Origin of the sequence: Amycolatopsis sp. NBRC 101858 (assembly GCF_030269325.1) — a bacterium.
Lineage (GTDB): Bacteria > Actinomycetota > Actinomycetes > Mycobacteriales > Pseudonocardiaceae > Amycolatopsis > Amycolatopsis ponsaeliensis.
In genome coordinates, this window is the sequence record NZ_BSTD01000004.1 from 1,039,742 (window position 1) to 1,062,419 (window position 22,678).

General features: G+C 72.0%; 20 protein-coding genes. 13 read left to right on the top strand and 7 right to left on the bottom strand.

The genetic code is table 11. The features are described 5' to 3' along the window. The first annotated feature begins 3 nt into the window (after positions 1-3). Positions 4-1,710 (top strand): glycerol-3-phosphate dehydrogenase, encoded by a 1,707-nt coding sequence (glpD, locus tag QSK39_RS33585; RefSeq protein WP_285481877.1) that lies wholly within the window; start codon positions 4-6, stop codon positions 1,708-1,710. A 1-nt stretch (position 1,711) separates the two neighbouring features. On the opposite strand, the gene QSK39_RS33590 is transcribed toward glpD, so the two are convergent. Beyond that, entirely contained in the window at positions 1,712-2,575 is an 864-nt protein-coding gene (locus tag QSK39_RS33590) for an aminoglycoside phosphotransferase family protein (protein WP_285481878.1), read from the bottom strand. A gap of 91 nt (positions 2,576-2,666) precedes the next feature. On the opposite strand from QSK39_RS33590, the gene argG reads away from it, so the two are divergent. Further along, entirely contained in the window at positions 2,667-4,115 is a 1,449-nt protein-coding gene (gene argG / locus QSK39_RS33595; protein WP_285481879.1) for an argininosuccinate synthase, read from the top strand. A gap of 51 nt (positions 4,116-4,166) precedes the next feature. Here the strand turns inward: argG and QSK39_RS33600 are convergent, their stop codons facing one another. The 4 genes from QSK39_RS33600 to QSK39_RS33615 all read right to left on the bottom strand — a co-directional run bounded on the left by QSK39_RS33600 (position 4,167) and on the right by QSK39_RS33615 (position 7,451). Then, on the bottom strand, positions 4,167-5,177 hold the full coding sequence (locus QSK39_RS33600; RefSeq protein ID WP_285481880.1) for a medium chain dehydrogenase/reductase family protein: 1,011 nt from the start codon (positions 5,175-5,177) through the stop codon (positions 4,167-4,169). Between the two features lie 73 nt (positions 5,178-5,250). After that, positions 5,251-5,820, bottom strand: coding sequence for a TetR/AcrR family transcriptional regulator (locus tag QSK39_RS33605; protein WP_285481881.1), 570 nt, complete (start codon positions 5,818-5,820; stop codon positions 5,251-5,253). A gap of 44 nt (positions 5,821-5,864) precedes the next feature. Then, the gene (locus QSK39_RS33610) at positions 5,865-6,665 is read right to left on the bottom strand and encodes an SDR family oxidoreductase (protein WP_285481882.1); all 801 of its coding nucleotides are present in this window, start codon (positions 6,663-6,665) and stop codon (positions 5,865-5,867) included. A gap of 84 nt (positions 6,666-6,749) precedes the next feature. Next, a complete protein-coding gene (locus QSK39_RS33615; protein WP_285481883.1) occupies positions 6,750-7,451 on the bottom strand; it encodes a S1 family peptidase in 702 nt (233 codons plus the stop codon). 273 nt (positions 7,452-7,724) lie between these two features. Here QSK39_RS33615 and QSK39_RS33620 point away from each other — a divergent pair, with 273 nt between their 5' ends. Continuing rightward, positions 7,725-10,481, top strand: a complete 2,757-nt coding sequence (locus QSK39_RS33620; RefSeq protein WP_285481884.1) for an AfsR/SARP family transcriptional regulator — start codon at positions 7,725-7,727, stop codon at positions 10,479-10,481. Between the two features lie 63 nt (positions 10,482-10,544). Here QSK39_RS33620 and QSK39_RS33625 read toward each other — a convergent pair whose 3' ends face one another. Then, positions 10,545-11,051 (bottom strand): hypothetical protein, encoded by a 507-nt coding sequence (locus tag QSK39_RS33625; protein WP_285481885.1) that lies wholly within the window; start codon positions 11,049-11,051, stop codon positions 10,545-10,547. A 219-nt stretch (positions 11,052-11,270) separates the two neighbouring features. Here QSK39_RS33625 and QSK39_RS33630 point away from each other — a divergent pair, with 219 nt between their 5' ends. The 5 genes from QSK39_RS33630 to QSK39_RS33650 all read left to right on the top strand — a co-directional run bounded on the left by QSK39_RS33630 (position 11,271) and on the right by QSK39_RS33650 (position 15,787). Further along, entirely contained in the window at positions 11,271-11,861 is a 591-nt protein-coding gene (locus tag QSK39_RS33630; protein ID WP_285481886.1) for a DUF6801 domain-containing protein, read from the top strand. Positions 11,862-12,056: 195 nt separating this feature from the next. Continuing rightward, positions 12,057-12,644 (top strand): papain-like cysteine protease family protein, encoded by a 588-nt coding sequence (locus tag QSK39_RS33635; RefSeq protein ID WP_285481887.1) that lies wholly within the window; start codon positions 12,057-12,059, stop codon positions 12,642-12,644. Continuing rightward, positions 12,641-13,405, top strand: coding sequence for a hypothetical protein (locus QSK39_RS33640; RefSeq protein WP_285481888.1), 765 nt, complete (start codon positions 12,641-12,643; stop codon positions 13,403-13,405). The genes QSK39_RS33635 and QSK39_RS33640 overlap by 4 nt, the downstream gene beginning before the upstream one ends. 68 nt (positions 13,406-13,473) lie before the next feature. After that, on the top strand, positions 13,474-14,505 hold the full coding sequence (locus QSK39_RS33645; RefSeq protein ID WP_285481889.1) for an Lrp/AsnC family transcriptional regulator: 1,032 nt from the start codon (positions 13,474-13,476) through the stop codon (positions 14,503-14,505). 40 nt (positions 14,506-14,545) lie between these two features. Continuing rightward, positions 14,546-15,787 carry an FAD-binding protein gene (locus QSK39_RS33650; protein WP_285481890.1) on the top strand — a complete coding sequence of 414 codons (1,242 nt, stop codon included), beginning with the start codon at positions 14,546-14,548 and terminating at the stop codon, positions 15,785-15,787. Here the strand turns inward: QSK39_RS33650 and QSK39_RS33655 are convergent. Then, positions 15,784-16,761, bottom strand: a complete 978-nt coding sequence (locus QSK39_RS33655) for a LacI family DNA-binding transcriptional regulator (protein WP_285481891.1) — start codon at positions 16,759-16,761, stop codon at positions 15,784-15,786. The genes QSK39_RS33650 and QSK39_RS33655 overlap by 4 nt on opposite strands. A gap of 229 nt (positions 16,762-16,990) precedes the next feature. Between QSK39_RS33655 and QSK39_RS33660 the strand changes: the two genes are divergently transcribed. The 5 genes from QSK39_RS33660 to QSK39_RS33680 all read left to right on the top strand — a co-directional run bounded on the left by QSK39_RS33660 (position 16,991) and on the right by QSK39_RS33680 (position 22,678). Further along, positions 16,991-17,959 carry a pectate lyase family protein gene (locus QSK39_RS33660; protein ID WP_285481892.1) on the top strand — a complete coding sequence of 323 codons (969 nt, stop codon included), beginning with the start codon at positions 16,991-16,993 and terminating at the stop codon, positions 17,957-17,959. 211 nt (positions 17,960-18,170) lie between these two features. Beyond that, the gene (locus QSK39_RS33665) at positions 18,171-19,358 is read left to right on the top strand and encodes a Gfo/Idh/MocA family protein (protein ID WP_285481893.1); all 1,188 of its coding nucleotides are present in this window, start codon (positions 18,171-18,173) and stop codon (positions 19,356-19,358) included. A 210-nt stretch (positions 19,359-19,568) separates the two neighbouring features. Beyond that, positions 19,569-20,858 (top strand): ABC transporter substrate-binding protein, encoded by a 1,290-nt coding sequence (locus QSK39_RS33670; protein ID WP_285481894.1) that lies wholly within the window; start codon positions 19,569-19,571, stop codon positions 20,856-20,858. A gap of 3 nt (positions 20,859-20,861) precedes the next feature. After that, complete coding sequence (locus tag QSK39_RS33675; RefSeq protein WP_285481895.1) at positions 20,862-21,836, top strand: carbohydrate ABC transporter permease; 975 nt, start codon at positions 20,862-20,864, stop codon at positions 21,834-21,836. Continuing rightward, positions 21,833-22,678: a carbohydrate ABC transporter permease gene (locus QSK39_RS33680; protein ID WP_285481896.1), complete on the top strand. Its 846-nt coding sequence runs from the start codon at positions 21,833-21,835 to the stop codon at positions 22,676-22,678. The genes QSK39_RS33675 and QSK39_RS33680 overlap by 4 nt, the downstream gene beginning before the upstream one ends.

Consider the following 22,678-nt stretch of genomic DNA (forward strand, 5'->3'; position numbering starts at 1 on the left):
GTGATGATGAGGAGGAACACCGTGACAGCACTTTCCCCGCAGTACCGCGCGGACGCACTGCGGAAACTGGTGCGCGAAGAGGTCGACGTCCTGGTCGTCGGCGGGGGAGTGACCGGCGCCGGGGTCGCGCTCGACGCGGCGTCGCGCGGGTTGTCCGTCGCGCTGGTCGAGGCCCGCGACTTCGCCGCCGGCACGTCCAGCCGGTCGTCCAAGCTGATCCACGGCGGCCTGCGTTACCTGGAGCAGCTGGACTTCAAGCTGGTGCGCGAAGCGCTCAAGGAACGCGGGCTGCTGCTGCAGACGCTGGCCCCGCACCTGGTGCGGCCGGTCAAGTTCCTGGTGCCGCTGAAGCACCGGGTGTGGGAGCGCGGCTACATCGGCGCCGGCGTCACGCTGTACGACACGCTCGGCGGAGCCCGGGCGCTGCCGCGGCACCGGCACCTGTCCAAGCGCGGGGCCGCCAAGGTGGCGCCCGGCCTGGCCGACGACGCGCTGATCGGCGCGATCCAGTACTACGACGCCCAGGTCGACGACGCCCGCCACACGATGACGATCGCGCGGACGGCCGCCGAGCAGGGCGCTTCGGTGCTGACGCGGGCTCGCGTGACGTCGCTGCTGCGCGACGGCGAGCGCGTCGTCGGGGCGAAGGTCGTGGACCGCGAGAGCGGCGCCGAAATCGAGGTGCGCGCTCGCACCGTGGTGGCGGCGACCGGCGTCTGGAGCGACGACATGGCGGAGGCGGCCGGGATCCCCGCGCCGTTCACCGTGCGCGCGTCGAAGGGCATCCACCTGGTGGTGCCGCGCGAGAAGATCGACCTGGACACCGGGCTGATCCTGCGCACCGAGAAGAGCGTGCTGTTCGTCATCCCGTGGGGCAAGCACTGGCTCGTCGGCACCACCGACACGGAGTGGGACCTCGACCGCGAGCACCCGGCGGCGAGCCGCGCGGACGTCGACTACGTGCTGGAGCACCTCAACGCCGTGCTCCGGACGCCGGTGACGCACGACGACATCGAGGGCGTCTACGCGGGACTGCGCCCGCTGCTCGCGGCGAAGGCGGCCGCGACGACGAAGCTGTCGCGGGAGCACGCGGTGGCGCACCCGGTGCCGGGCCTGGTGATCGTGGCCGGCGGCAAGTACACGACGTACCGGGTGATGGCCGCGGACGCGGTCGACGTCGTGGTCGAGGAGCTGGGCCGCCCGGCCCCGCCGTCGTGGACCGACCGGCTGCCGATCGCCGGCGCCGAGGGGTACCACGAGCTGTGGGCCGACCGCGTTTCGGTCGCTGCGAAGACGGGGCTGCCGCTGCCGCGCGTCGAGCACCTGCTGCAGCGCTACGGCACGCGGATCTGGAACCTCGTCGAGCTGATCGAGAAGGAGCCTTCGCTGGCCGCGCCGATCACGGACACGTCGGAATACCTTCGTGTGGAAGCGGTTTACGCGGTGTCGCACGAGGGCGCGCTGCACCTCGAGGACGTCCTGACCCGGCGGACGCGCATCTCGATCGAGGAACGCGACCGCGGCGTGGCGGCGGCCCCGGTGGTCGCCGGGCTGATCGCCCCGCTGCTGGGCTGGGATGCGCACCGGGTCGACCGCGAGGTGGCGAACTACCTCGCCCGGGTCGAGGCCGAGCGGTCGGCGCAGGAGGCCCCGGACGACGAGGCCGCCAACGCCACTCGCCTCGCGGCCCCGGCGCTGCTGCCGAGCTGAGCTATGAGCGGCAGCCGAGTTCGGTGAGGACGTACCGGGCGTTGGCCGAGATGACCGGGTTCGTGTGCCGGTAGTACGGCAGCTGGATCACGGCCATGGACAACGCCCGGCCGCGGCCGCGGGACCAGGCCGCGTCGTCTGCGCCGAGGACGTCGCGGAAGACCTCGCGGGCCGGCGCGGTCAGCAGGTTCCACGCCGGGATGAGATCGCAGGCCGGGTCGCCGGGGCCCGCGGTGGCCCAGTCGAGCACCGCCGTCAGGCGTCCATTGTGGAGCAGCAGGTTGCTCGGCATGAGGTCCCCGTGGACCCAGCACTCCGCGCCGGTGGGTGCTTCCAGCGCCTCGCTCCAGACCGCGAGAGCGGTGTCCGGGTCGAAGGGCTCGTCGGTGCGGCTCAGTTCTCCGATCGCGGCCCGGGTCGCGCGGTCGAGTGCGGTCAGGGAGCCGCCGCGGTAGGCCAGGGGACCGGCGGCTGTCGTCGTCCGCAGCGCGAGCACGAACTCCGCGAGGTCTTCGGGCCGGATTGGGCTGCCCTCGAGCGCGGGTGAGCCGTCGAGCCAGCGGTGCACCGCCCACGGCCACGGATAACCCTCGGCGGGTTCGCCGACCGCCTCGACGGAGGGGACCGCCACCGGCAGCCCGTGGAGCGCGCTCAGGATGCGGTGTTCCTTCGTCACATCGCCGGCGCCGCCCGCCGTGAGCGGGAGCCGGACCGTCAGGTCGTCGCCCAGGCGGTACACGGCGTTGACCGTGCCGTCGGAGGCGAGGGGCGTGATCGGGAGGTCCGCCCAGCGCGGGTACTGGGCCCGCAGCAGCCGCCTGACCAGCGCCGTGTCGATGGCGTGCTCGCCGGCGTGCATCCGCATGGATCCACCGAACCACGCACGTCAACGCGGTTTCCGTGACCCCGGGCACCCCGGATTGCACGACGATGCATGGCCGTGCATAATCATTCGCATGTCCAAGGTGCTCACTTCCCTGCCCGTCGGCGAGCGTGTCGGTATCGCCTTCTCCGGTGGCCTCGACACTTCCGTAGCGGTCGCGTGGATGCGCGACAAAGGCGCGGTCCCCTGCACCTACACCGCCGACATCGGCCAGTACGACGAGCCCGACATCGACTCGGTGCCCGGGCGGGCCGGGCAGTACGGCGCCGAGATCGCGCGGCTGGTCGACTGCAAGGAAGCCCTCGTCGAAGAAGGGCTCGCGGCGCTGACCTGCGGGGCGTTCCACATCCGCACCGGTGGCCGCAGCTACTTCAACACCACCCCGCTCGGCCGCGCGGTCACCGGCACGCTGCTGGTGCGCGCCATGCTCGAGGACGACGTCCAGATCTGGGGCGACGGCTCCACCTACAAGGGCAACGACATCGAGCGGTTCTACCGCTACGGCCTGCTGGCCAACCCCTCCCTGCGCGTCTACAAGCCGTGGCTCGACGCGGACTTCGTCACCGAGCTCGGCGGCCGCAAGGAAATGTCGGAGTGGCTGCTGGCCCACGACCTGCCCTACCGCGACAGCACCGAGAAGGCCTACTCGACCGACGCCAACATCTGGGGCGCCACGCACGAGGCGAAGTCGCTGGAGCACCTGGACACCGGCATCGAGATCGTCAAGCCCATCATGGGCGTGGCGTTCTGGGACCCCGAGGTCGAGATCGCCGCCGAAGACGTGACCGTCGGGTTCGAGCAGGGCCGGCCGGTGACGCTCAACGGCAAGGAGTTCGCCTCCGCCGTGGACCTGGTGCTGGAGGCCAACGCCATCGGCGGCCGCCACGGCCTGGGCATGTCCGACCAGATCGAGAACCGGATCATCGAGGCCAAGAGCCGCGGCATCTACGAGGCGCCGGGCATGGCGCTGCTGCACGCGGCCTACGAGCGGCTCGTCAACGCCATCCACAACGAGGACACCCTCGCCAGCTACCACAACCACGGGCGGCAGCTCGGCCGGCTGATGTACGAAGGCCGCTGGCTGGACCCGCAGGCGATGATGCTGCGCGAGTCGCTGCAGCGCTGGGTCGGCACCGCGATCACCGGCGAGGTCACGCTGCGGCTGCGCCGCGGCGAGGACTACTCCATCTTGGACACCACCGGCCCGGCGTTCAGCTACCACCCGGACAAGCTGTCGATGGAGCGGACCGAGGACTCGGCGTTCGGCCCGGTCGACCGGATCGGCCAGCTGACCATGCGCAACCTCGACATCGCGGACTCGCGGGCCAAGCTCGAGCAGTACGCGAGCATCGGCATGGTCGGCGGGAACTCGCACCCGAAGCTGATCGGCGCCGCCCAGGCGGCCTCGACCGGCCTGATCGGCGCGATGCCCGAGGGCGGCGCCCAGGTGATCGCGTCCCGCGGCAAGACCGACGACGACGAGTTGCTCGACAGCGCCGCGATGGAGTTCGGCACGGACTGATTTCGCGTTTCCCGAAGGCCACCACGCTCACCGTGGTGGCCTTCGGTGTGTTCAGGGGACGAGCACGACCTTGCCGGTGACGGTGCCGGATTCGGCCAGGGTCAGCGCTTTCGCGGCTTCGGCCAGCGGGATCCGCGCCGCGACCTGCGCCTCGAGCTGTCCCTTCGCCGCCAAGTCGAAGACGGCCGTCAGGTCCTCGGCCAGGCGCGCGCGGAACCGGGTGAGGTTCCGCTTGCCGCCCCAGACGTTGTAGAAGTGCGTCCGGCGCCGGTTCGGCAGCGCCTGCCACCACAGCAGCCGGGCGACCAGCTTCAGCACCGCCGGCTTCGGGTTGCCCCCGGTGTCCTTCGTGGACGCGCTGCCGTAGGCGACCAGCGTCCCGCCGGGAGCCAGCAGCCGGAAGGAGTCGACGATGCCGGGGCCGCCGACGTGGTCGAAGACGGCGTCGACCCCGCCCGGCGCGAGCTCGCGGACCTGGGCCGGGACGTCGCCGCGGTAGTCGATGGCGGTCGCGCCGAGCGCGCTGACGACGTCGAGGTTGCGGGCCGAGGCGGTCCCGATCACCTCGATCCCGGCGGCCCGGGCGAGCTGGACGAGCGTGGTGCCGACGCCGCCGCTCGCGCCGTGGACGAGGATCCGGCCGCCGGCCTTGACTTTCGCGATCCGGTGGAGCATCTGGTACGCCGTGATGCCGTTGACCACGAACGTCTCGGCCTCGGCGGCGTCCAGCCCGGCCGGCACCGGGACCAGGTCGGCGGCGGGGACGACGAGGTGGCTGCTCCAGCCGCCGATCTTGGTCATGGCGGCCACGCGCCGCCCGACCAGCGCCGGGTCCTCGGCTTCGAGGACGGTGCCGACGACGTCGTACCCGGGCACGAACGGGAACGGCGGCTGGTCGTAGTACTTCCCGCGGCGCATCTGCTGTTCGGCGAAGGAGATCCCGCTCGCCTCGACGCGGACGAGGGCTTCGCCGGCGCCGGGCCGCGGCAGCTCGCGGTGCTCGACGCGCAGGCCGTCCGGCTCGACGAGGCCGGGGAGGACGATTTCGGTGGTGGTGGTCATGGTGCTTTCCTTCCGAGGTGTGAGTGACTGGTCAATCACTCGATGAGCGTGCAAAAGGACTTGCTGGTCGGGGTCAGTTTTTGCCGGGGTGGCGGATGCCGGCGGCGAGCACGGCAGCCCAGTCGCCGGTGCGCTCGTCGAGGTCGAGGGTGGCGATGAGGTGGCAGAGCTGGCCGTAGGCGATGAAGCGCTGGACCTGTTCGCCATCGGCGCCGGAGCGTTCGAGGGCGAGTTCGGTGACCTTCGCCAGGCCGCGCCGCAGGGCGTCGGCGATCTCGGGCGTGTCGGCGGCCGACTGGGCGTGCACCTGCAGCATGAGCAGGTTCCGGTCGGCGATGAGCTCGGCGTAGGCGCCACCCATCGCGTAGAGGATCTTGTCGGGGTCTTCGCCATCGGCGCGTGCGGCCCCGTTCGACAGCGCGTGCGCGACGAGCTCGTAGCACCGATCGAGCGCGGCGACGAAGAGGGAAACCTTGCCGGGGAACAACTTGAAGACGTAGGCGGGGGAGATGTCGGCCTTCGCGGCCACGGCACTGATCGGCGTGCTGTGGTACCCGCTTTTGGCGAATTCGGCGATGGCGGCGTCGACGACGACGTCCCGCCGGGCGTCGGAGGTGGAGAGCGTGGCACCGCGTTTCGTCATGTGAGTGACTGTACACTCACTCTTGCCGGCGAGGCAAGCGCGGGTCACGTGACCCAGCGCCGGAAGCCGCCCTCGGCATTGATGACCTGACCGGTGATCCACTGGCTGTCGTCGGAGGCCAGCCACCGGACGAGCCGGGCCACTTCGGCCGGGCTGCCCCACCGTCCCGCGGGCAGGGCACGCCCGACGCGTTCGGTGAGATCCGGCTCCGCCCATCCGGTGTCGACCGGTCCGGGGTTGAGCGTGTTGACCGTGATCCCCCGGTCGGCCAGTGCGTCGGACAGGCTGAGGGTCATCTGGTGGATCGCGCCCTTGCTGATCGCGTACGGCAGCTCCTGGCTCATCGGCGCCAGGTGCTGACCGGAGGTGAACAAGATGATCCGCCCGCCGGAGCGCTCGTCGTCGTGAGCGGCGGCGAAGGCCTGGGTCAGCAGCACGCTCGCGCGGGCGTTCACCGCCCAGGTCAGGTCCAGCTCGGCGGCGGTGACGTCGGTGAGGCTCTGGTTTGAGCTTCGAGCGTGGTTGGCGACCACCACATCGACCGCGCCGAACGCCTCCGCGGCGGCGCCCACCACCAGCCCGGGCGCCTGCGGGTCGGCGAAGTCGGCCGCGATGTGCCGCAGCCGGTGCCCCTCACCGCCGAGCAGTTCCACGATTCCGGCATCGCCGGCAGGGTCGGTTCCCCATGGCTGTTCCGCGTCGTGCGGGGACCACGAATGCACGAGCACCGAGGCGCCCGCTGCCAGCATCTCCCTGGCCACCGCGAAACCGATGCCCGCGCGGCGGCTGACTCCGGTCACCACCGCGACCCGGCCCTCCAGCGAGCCACCGGATCCGACGCTCATCTCGCCACTCACCACGCCGTGAACCCTAGCCACGACCGCGCCCGCCGGGTCCACAGTGGACGCGGCGGGCGCGGGCCGAACGGCTCAGACCCCCGCGGTCTGGGAGATCCAGTCGCGGTACTTCGTGATGTTGATGTACGCCGTGTACGACTGGCGGTCGCTCGTCGAGGCGACGCCGACCTGCTTGCCGTTCGCGTACATCGGGCCGCCCGAGTCGCCGCCTGCCGTGATGCCGTCGCCGCGGTTCGCGCACACCGAGACGCCCGCCGCGCCGTCCGGGCAGTCGATCGACGTGACGCTGACCTTCGCGACCTTCAGCAGCTGCGACTGGCACTCGATCTCGGGCTTGTCCGTGCAGGTCGCGCCCCAGCCGTAGACCTCGGCCTGGTCGCCCACCTTCACGTCGCCCTCGCTGCCCAGCGGCGCGTACTCGGTCTGCACCTGCTGGTCGATCTGCACCAGTGCGATGTCCGAGTCCGGTGCCTCGTGCACGGAGGTGGCGTTGACCGTGGTGCCCTTCGTCTGGTCCAGGTCGCCGACGTGGAAGCTGATCGCCTGGCCGTTCGCGCCCTGCGTGCAGTGGCGGGCGGTGAGGACCCAGTCCGGCGCGATGATCGTCGCCGAGCAGATCTCCTGGCCACCGGCGAACATCCGGGCCGCCGAGTGGAGCGAGTCGGCATTGCTGCCGTCGATGATGGCCGGCTGGGCGGCCAGGGACGGTGCTGCGGCCGCGAGTGCCGAGAGCAAAACACCGGAGACGACTACGCCGGTTCGCGCGATACGCACTTTAGGATCAACCTCCTGCCGCGGACCGGGGTCTCGCGGTGACGTGTAGTGAAGGACGCACCTACCGTCACTGCTGTGGGTGAATCTCCGGAACCCGCCGATAGTCGGTTGATCCAAAACGCGACTTTCGTCGTGAGCTGTCCGGCGTACCGGGCGCCATGTTCTGGCTCGCTGTCTCGAATGTGCGCGAACCGCTCACGGGCCGCGGCCTCGCCCGGCTACAGTCCCGCTGCTTGGTTCCGCCTGGGGGCGGCCGCGGGAACGGGGTGCTCGATGGGTCCTGAAGTGCGGTTCCACCTGCTCGGACCGCTGGTCGTGACGGTCGACGGGAGGCCGGTGCCGCTCGGCGGGGCGAAGCAGCGGGTCCTGCTGGCCCACCTGCTGCTCAACGCGAACCGGACGGTCCCGCCCGGGCAGCTGGTCGACACGATCTGGCCGGGCGACCCGCCGACGTCCGCGACCGCCAACCTGCAGACCTACGTGTGGCGGCTGCGCCGGCTGCTGCCGGAGGGGCCCATCCTGCGCACGCAGGGGCCCGGCTACTCGCTCGTCGTCGACCCCGGCGTGGTCGACGCCCACCGGTTCACCCGGCTCGTCGCCGACGCCGCGCGGGCCGCCACCCCGGAGACGGCGCTGAAGCTGCTCGCCGAAGCGGAGTCGCTGTGGCGCGGCGACCCGCTCGCGGACCTGCCGGGCACGCCCGCCTGGGACGCCGAGCTCGGGCGGCTCGCCGAGAACCGGCTGGCCGCCGTCGAGGAACGGCTTTCGCTGCAGGTGCGGCTGGGGCGGCACGACCCGGCGATCGCCGAGCTCACCGTGCTGCTGGCCGAACACCCGTACCGGGAACGGCTCTGGCAGCAGTACCTGCTCGCGCTCACCGGCGCGGGCCGGCGGGCCGAAGCGCTGCAGGCGTACACGACCGCCCGGGAACGCCTGGTCACGGAGCTGGGCGTCGAGCCAGGGCCGGAGCTGAGGGCGGTGCAGGCCGCGATCCTCGCGGGCGAACCGGTTGCGGCGCCGCCGGCGGTTCCGCCGCCACCGCGGCAGCTCCCCGCGGACCTGCCCGACTTCACCGGCCGCGCGGAGTACGTCCGGGAGCTGGAAACCGCGCTGGGCCCGGCGCCGGTCGTCCTGACCGGGGCACCCGGGACCGGCAAGACGGCGCTGGCCATGCACGTCGCCCACCGCGTCGCGGACCGGTTCCCCGACGGGCAGCTGTACGTCGACCTCGCCGGCACCGGCACGCCGCGCGACCCGGCCGAGGTGCTCGCCGACTTCCTGCACGCCTTGGGCGTCACCGGGAACACCGTCCCCGCGGGCCTCGGCCAGCGGGCCGCGTTGTTCCGTTCGCGACTGGCCGGCCGGCGGGTGCTGCTGGTGCTCGACGACGCCGCGACCGCCGCGCAGGTCCGCCCGCTGCTGCCCGGGGACGCCGGGTGCGCGGTGCTCGCGACGACCCGTGGGCGGCTGCCCGAGCTGGCGGGCGCGAAGCACGTCGAGCTGACGGTGTTCGGCGAGCACGAGGCTTCGCGGTTGCTGGCCGGGGTCGCGGGCGTCGACCGGGTCGTCGGCGAGCCGGCCGAGGCGGCGGCCATCGTCCGCTGCTGCGGGTACCTGCCGCTGGCGATCCGCATCGCCGGCGCGCGGCTGGCCGGGCGCCAGGCGTGGAGCCTGCGCACGCTGCACGACCGGCTGGCCGACGAAGCCGGCCGGCTGAGCGAACTGCGCGTCGGCGACCTCGGCGTCCGGCCGAGTTTCGAGCTGAGCCTGCGGCAGCTGCCGGCCGACGCGCGGACGGCGTTCTGCCGCGCGGCGGTGCTGGGCGCGCAGGATTTCCCGAGCTGGGTGGTCGACGCGCTGCTGGACCGCGACGGCGCGCACGAGGTGCTCGACGTGCTCGTCGACGCGAACCTCGTCGCGTTGGCGGGACGGGATTCCAGCGGCGCTCCCCGGTACCGGCTGCACGACCTGCTGCGGTGCTACGCGGCGGAACTGCTGGCGGCGGAGCCTTCATCGGCGCGGCGCGAGACCCTCGCCCGGGTGCTGACGGTGTTGCTGGCCATGGCGAAGACGGCCGCGGCGGGCCTGCCCCCGGCGTTCGGCGCGATGACCGGGCCGGCGGTCGGCGAGCCGGTCGCCACGGCCGGGCCGGGCGCCGACCCGCTGGGCTGGTTCACCGCGGAACGCAAGCTGCTGGCGGCCGCGGTCCAGCTGGCCGCGGACGCCGGCCTGGACGAACTGGCCTGGCAGCTGACCGCGACGGCCGTCCCGTTCTACGACCTGCGCGGCGCGTACGACGACTGGCGCCGCAGCCATCTGACGGCGCTGGCGGCGGCCGAGGCGGCGGGCAACGTCGCGGGGGCGGCGGTCCTGCACCGGGGCCTCGGCCAGGTGCGGCTGTACCACGACGACTACGCGGCGGCGGTGACGGACATGGAGCGTTCGGCTTCGCTGTTCGCCTCGCTCGGCGACGTGCGCGGGGAAGCGCTCGCGGTGGCGGGGCTCGGCACGGTGGCGCGGGTCCGCGACCGGCCGCAGGAGGCGCTCGGCTTCTACCGCCGGGCCCTCGCCGGCCTGGAGCGGGCCGGCGACCGCCGGGGTGTCGCGCAGGTGCGGAATTCCCTGGGGACGACGTACGCGTCGCTGGGTTCGTTCGCGGAGGCGGGTTCGTGGCTGCGCCAGGCGCGTGAGCTGGCCCGGGAGATCGACGACCCGCACCGCGAGGCGAAGGTCCTCACCGAGCTCGGCACGCTCCACCGGGACACGGGAGCGCTGCCGGAGTCGTTGACGTGCTTGCGGCTGGCGTTGAGCATCCTCGAGGAGCTGACCGACGAGCGGTGCAGCGCGTACGCGTTGCTGGGCATCGGGCAGACGTTGCTGGCGGCGGGCGAGCCGGTCCAGGCCCGCGGGGTGTGCGACCGCGCGTTGCGGGTGTTCCGGGAAACCGGGAACCGGCAAGGGGAAACGACCGGGCTGGAACTGCTGGAGCAGGTGCAGCGGCGACGGACCCCCTCGGCCGCGCGGAGCTAGGCCGGGGCGGTGGCCGGGGGGACGCTGCCCCGCGCCCGGCCACCGCACCCCCAGTGCGGCGGATCAGTTGCTGTTGCCCGGCTTCCAGCCCAGGTAGCTGCCGAAGTAGCTCTGCTTCGCGTGTCCGATCGCGCCGTTGACGCTCGTCGCCCAGACGCCGCCGCTGCCGTCCGCGATGCCCACGTGGCCGTACGCCGAGATGTTCCAGAACACGAACGCGCCCTTCGGCGGGGTGCCCGTCGTGTGGCGGGCGCCGTCGGAGGACCGCCAGTGCTCGATCGCGCTCGCGTGGTGCGTCGTGCGGTTCCACGCCAGGCGCGCGGCCTTCTCGCAGTAGCCCTGGTACGCCGTGCTGCCGTTGCGGCTCGAGTACCACGCGATCGCCTGCGTCGCGGTCCGGGCGGCGGCCAGTTCGGCGGGCGAGTCGACGATCACCGCGGCCGGGTCGGCGATGTCGGCGGCCGTCACCTCCGCGTAGACGTCGGCCGGCGCGGGGGCGGCCGTGGCGACGGTCGCGCCGCCGAAGAGCAGGGCGGCCGAGAGCGCCGCCGCCGGGTAGATGCTGCGCATGGGTGGATCTCCCTCAGTGGACGGGGTTGCGACCGGGACGACCCTGCGCGCGGCCCCTACACGGCCACTACACCCGCGCTCTCACGCACTTCACAAAAAACAATGTCCGCGCCGCCGATACGCGTGACAAATTTCCGGGCCACAAAAAATGCGTAATGGCCGGTTGGGAAGTTTCCGCCTAGCATCCGAAACGCCGTTCGACGACGAAAGGACCCAGCGATGACGGAAACCCTCGTGCGGAAAAATCGGTTCCTGGGAATGGGGCTGGCCACGCTGCTCGCGGGCGCGGTGGCGGTGCTTTCCGCGGGACCGGCCGCGGCGGCCGAGAAGTCGCTCACCTACAAAGGCGGTTTCCCCCTGATCGGCGACCAGCAGGTCACCGTGGTGGTCAAGGCGGACATCCCCGCGACCGCGACGGCGGGCACCCCGGTCTCGGTGCCGTTCAGCCTCGACGTCGACGCCGGTCAGGCCGCCGGTGACGGCCTGCGCCTCGTCGGTGCCACCAAAGTCTCCGGCACGATCGCGTCGAAGGTGAACGTCGCGATCGGCGGGCAGTCGGTGGCCATCCCGATCGACCTGCCGATCCCGGAGACGCCGGTCCCCGCCGAAGGCAGCCTGAAGTTCACCGCGCAGGGCCAGGTCGACTTCACCATCCCGGCCGGCACCCCGGCGGGGGAGGCGACCAGCAGCGTCGACTCCGCGGCGACCACCCACGTCGTCACCGACAGCAGCCTCGGCGAGTTCGACGTCGACCTGACGCTCGACCCGCCGGACCAGGACGCCACCCTCGGCACCACGACGGTCGGCTGACCCGCCGCCGCGGCCCGCCGGAATCCACCCGGCGGGCCGCGGCGGATGCCGGAATCCGGCACCCGGGAACTGCCGGGATCCGCCGGAACCGTTCCCTCCCAACGTGATCCTCCCTTAGTAGGTACCGGTTCCCCGGCCGGGCGCGGAGTATTCCGTGCCACCACGTCGAATCGTCACCGGCTGGAGGACCACTTCGTGAAAACCACATCAGGAGTCCTGCGTGGACTCGCGGCGGTCTCGGCCGCGGCGGCCGCCGTCGTCGCGCTGCAGGCACCCGCCGCCGCGGCCGCCGCGCGGACCGATCTCGGCATCACCATGCAGGCCCAGCAGAAGGACCAGTGGTGCTGGGACGCCAGCGGCAACACCATCGCCGACTACTGGGGACATTCGCTTTCCCAGACGCGGTTCTGCCAGATCGCGCACAACGAATCCGGCAGCGACTGCGCGAACAACCAGGGATACCTGTCCGATCAGCAGCGGGTGTTCCGCTCCCTGGGATTCGCGAATGTCGGGTCCTACAACTCGAACGGGCAGGTCCTTTCCTTCGCCACCATCAAGAACCAGATCGACGCGGGGCAGCCGATCGGCACGCGCATCGGCTGGCGGTCCGGCGGCGGCCACATGCACGTCCTTTACGGCTATGACAATTCGAGTGGCGCGACGAGGGTGGAATACGGCGATCCGTGGCCGGACAACAGCCGGTACAACTCGATGAACTACGACACCTACCGGTCGAACAACCAGTTCCAGTGGACGCACACGCTGTACGGGATCGAGGGATGAGCGTGCTGAAGAAGGCGATGGGCGCGGCCGTGCTGGCCGGCGCCGCGATGCTCACCACGGCCGGCGCCGCGGGCGCGGCGACCGGACCGGCCGGCACCCCGACGGCGGCCGACACCGCCGCGATCGGCCAGGTCACCGGCGGCAAGGCCACCCTCGACCGGCTCGCGACGACGAAGTTCCCCGGCGCCCACGCGGCGGCGGCACCGGCGGCGAAGGCCGACCCGAGCACCCAGGTCGCGGTCTACGAGCCGACGGCGGCGTTCGTCGCGGGGACTTCGGACGTCCCGGCCGCGCTCGCCTACGTCGCGGTGCCGGCGCGAACCGGCGACGGCACGACGGCGACGGTCTGGGCGGAGCGGCAGGGCGCGGCCTGGACCGTCGTGAACGTCGCGTCGGGTGACTACGAGAAGAAGTACGCCGCGGCCGCGGCCGGTGGTTACCTGTTGCACGAGCCGCAGGTCAACGCGTGGTACGCGGTGCACGGCGACGCGGTCACGGTGCTGGACGGCTCGGTCACCGGGCTGGCCGCGGGCACGACGCTGAGCGTGCGCGACTACCGCGCGGCGCTGCACGAGCGGTACGCGGACAAGCTGCCGGGCTCGGCATACGACCGCGACGGCGCGGGCGGCGGCTACGGCGGCCGCGAGCGCGCGGTCCCGGCGGCGGACCCCGGCGACGTGCCGGTGCTGCCGTTCGTGCTCGGCGGGGTTCTGGTGCTGGTGGCCGGCGGGGTCGTGATGCCGCGGCTGCGGCGGCGGTAGGACGGCCGGGGCCGCCGGCTCGCCTGGCGGCCCCTTGGCAGGTGATCATGATCAGGTCAGAATGCGCCATGCCCGTTTCCCCGGCCGCCCAGCCGGAGCCGGTGCGGCCGAGTGGTCCGGACCTCGCGCTGGTCGAGGCGCTGCAGCGTGACCCGCGGGCGCCGTGGACGCGGATCGCCGCCGCCGTCGGGACCGATGCCACGACCGCCGCCCGGCGGTGGGACCGCTTGCAGGCGGCCGGGCTGGCCTGGCTTACCGCCTACGTCACCGCGCCGACCACCACCGTCGGGTACGTCGACGTCGCCTGCCGGCCGGATGCCCTGGCCGGGCTGACCCGGGAGCTGTGCGGCTGGCCGTCGGTGTTCAGCGTCGAACGCACGACCAGCCGGTTCTCGCTGTTCCTCTCCCTGGCCGCGCGCGACCTCGACGCGCTGGACGGGCTCGTGACCGGCCGCCTCGGCGCGCTGCCCGGCGTGCGCGAGGTCCGGTTCGCCGTCGCCACGCGCGTCTACCGCGAGGGCAGCGGCTGGCTGGTGAACGCGCTGGCCCCGGAACAGCGCGCGGTGCTCGACGAGACGGCCGTGCAGGCCCGGCTGGTCGTCCCGCAGCAGTGGGACGACCGGGACCTGCGCGCGCTCGTCGAGTCCCTCGGCGAGGACGGCCGGCGCAGCTACGCCGAGCTGGCCCGCGACTGCCGGATGAGCGAGTCGGCCGTGCGCCGGACGCTCGCCCGGATGCTGCGCAACCACGAGCTCGACTTCCGCTGCGACCTCGCGCACGTCCCGGCGGGCTGGCCGGTGATCGCGGGCTACCGCCTCGACGTCGCGGCCGGCGACCTCGACCGCGCCGGGACGGCGATCGCGCAGCTGCCGGAAACGCGGCTCTCGGCCGCGGTGGTGGGGGAGGGCAACCTGGTGGTGTCGGCTTGGCTGCGGGAGCCGGCCGGCTGCCCGGCCTACGAGACGCGGCTGGCGGCCGCGGCCCCGGGCGCCCGCGTCCTCGACCGCGCGATCACCCTGCGGATGCCGAAGCGGATGGGCCGCCTGCTCAGCCCGCACGGCCTCGGCGGCACCCACCAGGCGATCATCCCGGCCGCGTAGGGTCGGACGCGGGGATCCGGCACGGTGGAAGGACAGTCAGGTGGGCGAGTCGAACTGGGCCGGGAACCATGCCTACGCCGCGGACGCGGTGGCGACGCCGCGCACGGTCGACGAGGTGCGGGAAGCCGTCGTGGCCGCGTCGCGCGTCAAGGCGCTGGGCAGCCGCCACTGCTTCAACGACATCGCGGACTCACCCGGCGGCGTCCTGCTGGACCTGCGCGCCCTCGACGTCCCGGTGGAGCTGGGCGACGGGACGGTGACCGTCGGCGGGTCCGCCCGCTACGGCGACTTCGCCGAGCAGCTGCACGCCGCCGGGTTCGCGCTGGCGAACCTCGCGTCGCTCCCGCACATCACGGTGGCCGGCAGCGTCGCGACCGGCACCCACGGATCCGGGCGCCGTCAGCCGGGACTCGCCGCGGCGGTGTCGGCGGTCGAGCTGGTCACCGCCAACGGCGAGCTGCGGACGTTCACCCGCGCCCACGCGGAGTTCCCCAGGCTGGTCGTCGGCCTCGGCGCGCTCGGCGTCGTCACCCGGCTGACGCTCGACGTGGTGCCGGCGTTCGACGTGCGCCAGGACGTCTTCGACGGCCTGCCGTGGGAGGCCGCGGACCGGCACTTCGACGAGATCGAGGACGCCGGCTACAGCGTCAGCCTGTTCACGAACTGGGCGAACGACACGATCGACCAGGTGTGGATCAAGAGCCGCGTCGACGCGTTCACGCCGCGGACGGACCTGTTCGGCGCGGTCCCCGCCGACGGGCCCCGGCACCCGGCGCACGCGGCGGGGATCTCCGCCGAAAACGGCACCCCTCAGCTGGGGGCGCCGGGCCCGTGGCACGACCGGCTGCCGCACTTCGCGCCGGCGTTCACCCCGAGTGTGGGGGACGAGCTGCAGTCGGAGTACTTCGTGCCGTACGCGGACGCGGTGGCCGCGGTCCGGGCGGTCCGGGAGATCGGTGCCGTGCTGGCGCCGTTGCTGCTGGTGTCGGAGATCCGCGCGATCGCGGGCGACGACCTGTGGCTGAGCCCGTGCCACGGGGGCGACCGGGTCGCGTTCCACTTCACGTGGCAGCCGCGGCAGCCGGAGGTCGAGGCGGTGCTGCCGCTGCTGGAGGAGCGCTTGGCGCCGTTCGGTGCCCGGGCCCACTGGGGCAAGCTCTTCCACACCACCGGGCCCTACCCGCGGCTGGCCGACTTCCGGACGCTGGCCGCGGAGCTGGACCCGGCGGGCAAGTTCCGGAACCCGTTCCTGGACCGGCACGTGTTCGGCCGGGAGGGCTAGCCCGCCGGCGGGGCCGTCGTCGCACGGACGATCAGGTACGTGTCGAGCACCTGGGTCGCGTGCTCGTCGGCGGCGCCGTCGAGCAGGTCCAGCAGCATGGTGACCGCCGCACGGCCCGCTGCCTCCGTCGGCATCGCGATCGTCGTCAGCGGCGGTGCCGAGATCGCCGCGAAGACCAGGTCGTCGAAGCCGACCAGGCTGATCTCGTCGGGTACCGGCACCCCTCGGGCGTTCAGCCGCGCGAGGGCCCCGAAGGCGACCAGGTCGTTGTAGGCCACGATCGCCGTCACGTCCGCCGCCAGTGCCAGGTCCGCGCCCTGGAGGCCGCCCTCGAACACCGGCGGGAACGGGCCGAACTCGACCACCTCCGTGCCGTGGCGCTCGGCCGCCTCCGCCAGGCCCGCGCGGCGGGCGCGGTTCGCCCACGACATCCGGGGCCCGCCGAGGTAGGCGCAGCGGCGGTGGCCCAGCGCGGCCAGGTGCTCGATCGCCTGGCGCATCCCGTCGGCCGCGTCCATCACGATCGACGGGATCCCCGGCACCTCGCGGTTCAGCAGCACCAGCGTCGTCTGGCCGGCGAGCGCGCGCAGCTGGTCGTCGGTCATGCTCGGGCTACCCAGCACCACGCCGTCGACCTGCCGGGCCATCCGGCGGACCAGGTTCTGCTCGGTCGCCGGGTCCTGGTCGCTGCTCGCGAACAGCACGGCGACGTCGTCCTGGCGCGCGCGGGCCTGGACGCCGTCGAGCACGCCGGTGAAGAACGGGTTGCCGAGGTCCGACACGACGATGCCGATGTGCCCGGTGCGGGCGACGGGTTGCGGGGCGCCGACCGCGTGATACCCGAGCTCGCTCGCCGCGGCCAGCACCCGGCTGCGGGTCTGGTGGCGGACCAGGTCCGGGGACGTGAACGCGCGCGACACGGTCGAGATCGACACGTTGGCCCGGCGGGCGACGTCGTGAATGGTCACGCTCACGGCTACTCCTCGGCAGGCTCTGCGCAACATCATGGAAACGCCCGGCAGGGTTGTCAACAACGGATCGCCTTGCGGCAGCGGGGATCCGGCCGTCGCAGGGCCATTCGGCTGGGCTTGGGATGAAAACCCTGCAAATCATTGACCGGGTTTTGCTGCAAATCGTAGAACGGAGTCTCCGCCGTGTTCCCCGTTCCCGGGGCGCGGGTCCCCACCCCCTTCGAGGTGCCTGATGACCAGGAAAGCCCAGTTCTGCCTGCGCGTTTTCGCCACGGCCGCGTTCGCCGCGGCGGTGGTCCCGGCCGGAATCGCGCACGCCGCTTACGAGAGTTCGCCCGTCGGCTACGGCGCCGGCACGACCGGCGGCGCGGGCGGCGAGACCGTGACCGTCACGACGGCGTCGGCCTTCACCAGCGCGGTCGCGGACTCGACGGCACGCACGGTCCGGGTGAGCGGGAAGATCACCCTGGCCAGCAAGACGCTGGTGAAGATCGGGTCGAACAAGACCGTGCTGGGCGTCGGGTCCGGGTCCGGCTTCACCGGCGGCGGGCTCGCCGTGGACAAGTCGTCGAACGTGATCATCCGCAACCTGGCCATCTCGAAGGCCGTCGGCACCGACGCGATCCAGATCCAGCGCGGCGCCACGCGCGTGTGGGTCGACCACAACGACCTGTCCTCCGACCTCGACCACGGCAAGGACTACTACGACGGCCTGCTCGACATCAGCCACGCCGCCGACGGGATCACGGTGTCCTGGAACAAGTTCCACGACCACTACAAGGTCTCCCTGGTCGGGCACAGCGACAGCAACGCGTCCGAGGACACCGGCAAGCTGCACGTGACCTACAGTCACAACTGGTTCGAGAACGTCAACTCGCGGATGCCCAGCCTGCGGTTCGGCACCGGGCACGCCTACGACAACTATTTCCACGCGGTCACCGATTCCGCCGTGCATTCGCGGATGAACGCGCAGTTCCTCGCCCAGAACAACGTCTTCGAATCCACGAAGGTGTGCCTCGAAACGACCGGCGACAGCGACGTCGACGGTTACCTCAACGAGTCGGGCAACTCCTTCGGTGGCTGCACGAACAAGATCACCCGCACCGGGAGCATGACGAAGGCGCCGTATTCCTTCACGCTGGAACCGGTTTCGACGGTCAAGGCCAGCGTCACCGCGGGCGCCGGCGTCGGCCGGATCTGACGGCGGGAGCGTGCGCGGCCGGTTCGAGTAAGCGCTTACTCGAACCGGCCACCGCCGTTCGGAGTATCCGGCCTTCGACGAATTCGAAAGAGTGTTCCGAACATTGACACACTTGTCGCGAACGCCCTACCGTGACGTCCGGAAGTTTCTCCCGAACTGCCCATTCGTCAGTTCCCGCGCGGCCGGAACCGGTCGCGCCGATCGGAGACCCATGTCGGGGAGCAGGCGCCGCACCGTCGCGGACCCGCCGAGGCTGGCCGTGGTCGGCACGTCCGGCTACGCGTTCAGCTACCTGCACCGCGCCCGCATCCTGCACGATGAAGGCCTGGTGCGGTTCGCCGGCATGGCCGACGTCCGGGTGCCCTCGGCCGCCGCGATCGCGCTGCTGCCCGAGGGCGCCACCGCGCACGTCGGGGTCGACGACCTGCTCCGCCGCTGCCGTCCGGACATCACCGTGGTCGCGACGCCGCCGCACGCGCACGTGCGGGTCGGCGGCGCCGTGCTGCGGGCGGGCGGTGATCTGCTCCTGGAAACCCCGCCGGTGCTCGACCTGGCCGGGTTCCGGACGCTGTCCCGGCTCGCCGCGGAGAACGGCTCGGCGTGCCAGACCGGTTTCCAGAGCTTCGGGTCCCCGGCCCTGCCGGTGCTGCGGGCGGCGATCGCGGCCGGGAAGCTCGGCGAGGTGGTCGGCGTCGGCGCGGCCGGGGCGTGGATCCGCACCGACGCCTACTACCGCCGCAACCCCTGGGCGGGCCGCCGGTGGCTGGACGGCGAAGCCGTGGTCGACGGCGCCCTGACCAACCCGTTCTCCCACGCCGTGGCCACCGCGCTGCTCGTGGGCGGGGTCGGCGGGCGCGACCCGGCGGAGATCGCCCTCGAGCTGTACGGCACGCGCGACATCGAAGCCGACGACACGGCGTGCCTGCGCATCCGCTTCGAGCGCGGTCCCGAGATCGTCGTCGCCGCGTCGCTGTGCGCCGAACAGGACCACGAGCCGTACGTGGTGGTGCACGGCTCGAAGGGGCGCGCGAAGTTCTGGTACAAGAGCCACCGGCTGGAGCTCGACGACGAGCGGGTGCACCTCGGCGAGCCCGTGGACCTGCTGCGGAACCTGGTCGCCCACCGCCTCGACCCCGAGGGCGTTCCGCTGCTCGCACCGCTGCCGGCCACCCGCGCGTTCGCGTCGGTGGTCGAGGCGGTGCGGGACGCGCCGTCGCCGGCCCGGATCCCGGCGGGCTGGATCCGCACGGCGGGCGAAGGGGCGAGCCGGCACCCCGTGGTCCGCGGGATCGGCGAGGAGGTTGCCGTGGCCGCGGACCGGCTGGCGTTGTTCTCCGAGATCGGCGTCCCGTGGGCGAGTGCCGGCCGGAGCGGGCCGGCCGCGGAACGCACCGGGTAACGCCCTCACCCGGTGCCCTCGCGCTGACAGCCCACCTTCACCCGGTTGCTGTAAGCGCTTTCTCAAGCTGCCCATCGAACGTCAGATACGTTGCTGCACAAGGGTTATTGCCCCGTTTCGCCCGTTGACACGAGTCGCGCGCACTGCCTACCGTGAGCGCGCTGACAGCGTTTTCAGAAAAGTGCTGACCGGCTGAGAACGGAGAGCTCGATGCGTCGGACAAGAGAGCGGCGAACGCTCGTCGCGCTGGCCGCGGTGGTCCCGCTGCTGCTGACCGGGGTCGCCGCGTGCGGCTCGGGCTCGGGCGGCGACGGCGGGGACGTGACCATCACGTTCGTCTGGTGGGGCAGCGACGGCCGGGCGAACCTCACGAAGAAGGCCGTCGAGCTGTTCCAGCAGAAGAACCCGAAGATCAAGGTGCAGACGTCGTTCTCGGCGTACGCGGCCTATTGGGAGAAGCTGGCGACGCAGACGGCGGGCGGCAAGCCGCCGGACGTGCTCAACGTCGACACGCGCTACCTGGCCGAGTACGGCGGCCGGGGCGTCCTGGCCGACCTGAACGAGGGCGCGGGCAAGGCGATCTCGCTGGCCGACATCAACCCCGAACTGGCGGCGACCGGCGTGTACCAGGGCAAGCGGTACGCCGTGCCGTGGGCGCAGAACACACCGGCGATGCTGTACGACCCGGCCGCGTTCACCGCCGCGGGCGCCGATCCGGCGAAGGGCCTGACCTGGGACCAGTTCGCCGACGCGACGCAGAAGGTCAGCGCCGCCAGCGGGTTCGCGGCACGCGGGGCCACCGACTTCGGCATCCTCGACACGACGCTGGAGATCTGGCTGCGCCAGCAGGGCAAGCAGTTCTACACCCCGGAAGGCAAGCTCGGCTTCACCGCCGACGACCTGCGCCGGTACTGGCAGCTCGCGGGCCGGTTCCGGGACGCGAAGGGCGCGTCCCCGGCCGACGTCACGGCGTCCTACAACACCTCGCCCGAGCAGTCGCCGCTCGGCAAGAAGCAGACCAGTTCCGAGTTCGCCTACGACAACCTCCTGCCCGCGTACCAGAAGGCGAACGGCAAGCCGTTGAACGTGGCGCCGTACCCGACGGACGCGAGCGGGAACACCGGGCAGTACCGGCGGCCGTCGATGTTCCTGGCGGTCTCCGCGCGCAGCCCGCAGCAGGAGGCGGCGGCGAAACTCGTCGACTTCCTGGTCAACGACGCCGAGGTGGGCAAGATCGTCGGCACCGACCGCGGGCTCGCGCCGAACCTCAAGGTCCGCGCCCAGCTCTCGGGCTCGGCGAAGGGCGCCGACAAGACGCTCTACGACTACGAAGCCGCCCTCGAACCGAAGCTCGGTGCCGCGCCGCCGGTGCCGCCCAAGGGCGCCGGCGCGATCCAGAAGCTCCTCCAGCGCACCTACGAGGAGGTCGCGTTCGGGCGGATGAGCCTCGACGACGCCGTCAGCCGGTTCATGTCGGAAGCCGAGAAGGGACTCCAGTAGCCGATGACGACCGTGCGCACCCCGGACCCGCCGGTCGCCTGGGACACTCCAGCGCGGGCCCGGCGGCGAGGCCGGCCGCCCGGGCGCCGCCGCAAGACCCAGCCGGAGGCCTTCGCGTTCCTGACGCCGTGGCTGCTCGGCGCGGTGGCGCTGACCGTCGGCCCGATGGTCGTCTCGCTCTACCTGTCCTTCACCGACTACGACCTCTTCACCTCGCCGAAGTGGGTCGGCTTCGGCAACTTCGCGCACATGTTCACCGACGACGACCGCTACCTGCAGTCGGTGAAGGTGACGCTGATCTACGTCCTGGTCTCGGTGCCGCTGAAGCTCACGGTGTCGCTGCTGGTGGCCATGCTGCTCAACACCCGCCGCGGCGGAAGCGGCTTCTACCGGGCCGCGTTCTACGCGCCGTCGCTGCTCGGCGCGAGTGTCGCGGCGGCGCTGGTGTGGCGGGCGCTGTTCATGGGCGGCGGCCCGGTGAACGAGGTCCTGGCGTTCTTCGGCTGGCACACGCCGAGCTGGGTCGACGACCCGCAGTTCAGCCTCGCGTCGATCGTGCTGCTCGGGGTCTGGCAGTTCGGCGCGCCGATGGTGATCTTCCTGGCCGGGCTCAAGCAGATCCCGGCCGAGCTGCACGAGGCGGCCGCGATCGACGGCGCCGGCGCGTTCCGCCGGTTCCGGCACATCACCCTGCCGATGCTCTCGCCGGTGATCTTCTTCAACCTGGTGATGGAGGCCATCCACGCGTTCCAGGCGTTCACCCCGGCGTTCGTCATCGGCGGCGGCCGCGGCGGGCCGGCCGACGCGGACCTGTTCTACACGCTCTACCTGTTCGAGGTCGGTTTCCAGGACTTCCGCATGGGTTACGCGTCCGCAATGGCGTGGGTGCTGCTGGCGGTGATCGCGATCGTGACGGCGATCGTGTTCCGGACCGCGAAGCTGTGGGTGTTCTACGACGATGCCGAGGAGCGCCGATGACCGTGCTCCCGCGTTCGGCGCGTGCGGCCGGCCGGCACGGGCTGTGCCTCGTGATCGTCGCCGTGGTGCTGTACCCGCTGGTGTGGCTGGCGTTCGCGTCGGTCAAGCCGCCGGACGAGATCCTGTCCCGGCTGGCGCTGCTGCCGACGCGGTTCGTCTTCGACGGCTACACGAAGGGCTGGGAAGGCGCGGCGGACGTCGGGTTCGGCCGCTTCTTCCTCAACTCCTTCCTCGTCGCCGGGCTGTCGGTGGCGGCGAACGTCCTGTCGTGCTCGCTGGCCGCGTACGCCTTCGCCCGGCTGAACTTCCGGTTCCGCGGCGCGCTGTTCGCGTTCATGATCACGACGCTGATGCTGCCCTACCACGTCACGCTCATCCCGCAGTACGTGATCTTCCAGCAGGCCGGGCTGGTCAACACGTTCGTCCCGCTGATCCTGCCGAAGCTGCTGGCCACCGAGGCGTTCTTCGTGTTCCTGATCGTCCAGTTCATGCGCGGGATCCCGCGCGAGCTCGACGAGGCCGCGACCATCGACGGCTGCTCGGTCTACCGGACGTTCTGGCACGTCGTGCTGCCGCTGTCGAAACCGGCGCTGGTCACGACGTCGATCTTCACGTTCATCTGGACGTGGAACGACTTCTTCACGCAGATGGTGTACCTGAACGACACGGAGAAGTTCACCGTCCCGCTCGGCCTGCGGCTGTTCGTCGACACGAGCAGCGAGTCGAACTTCGGTGCGATGTTCGCGATGTCGGCGCTCGCGCTCGTCCCGATCGTGCTCTTCTTCCTCGCCTTCCAGCGCCTGCTGGTCGAAGGCGTCAGCACCAGCGGCCTGAAGGGGTGA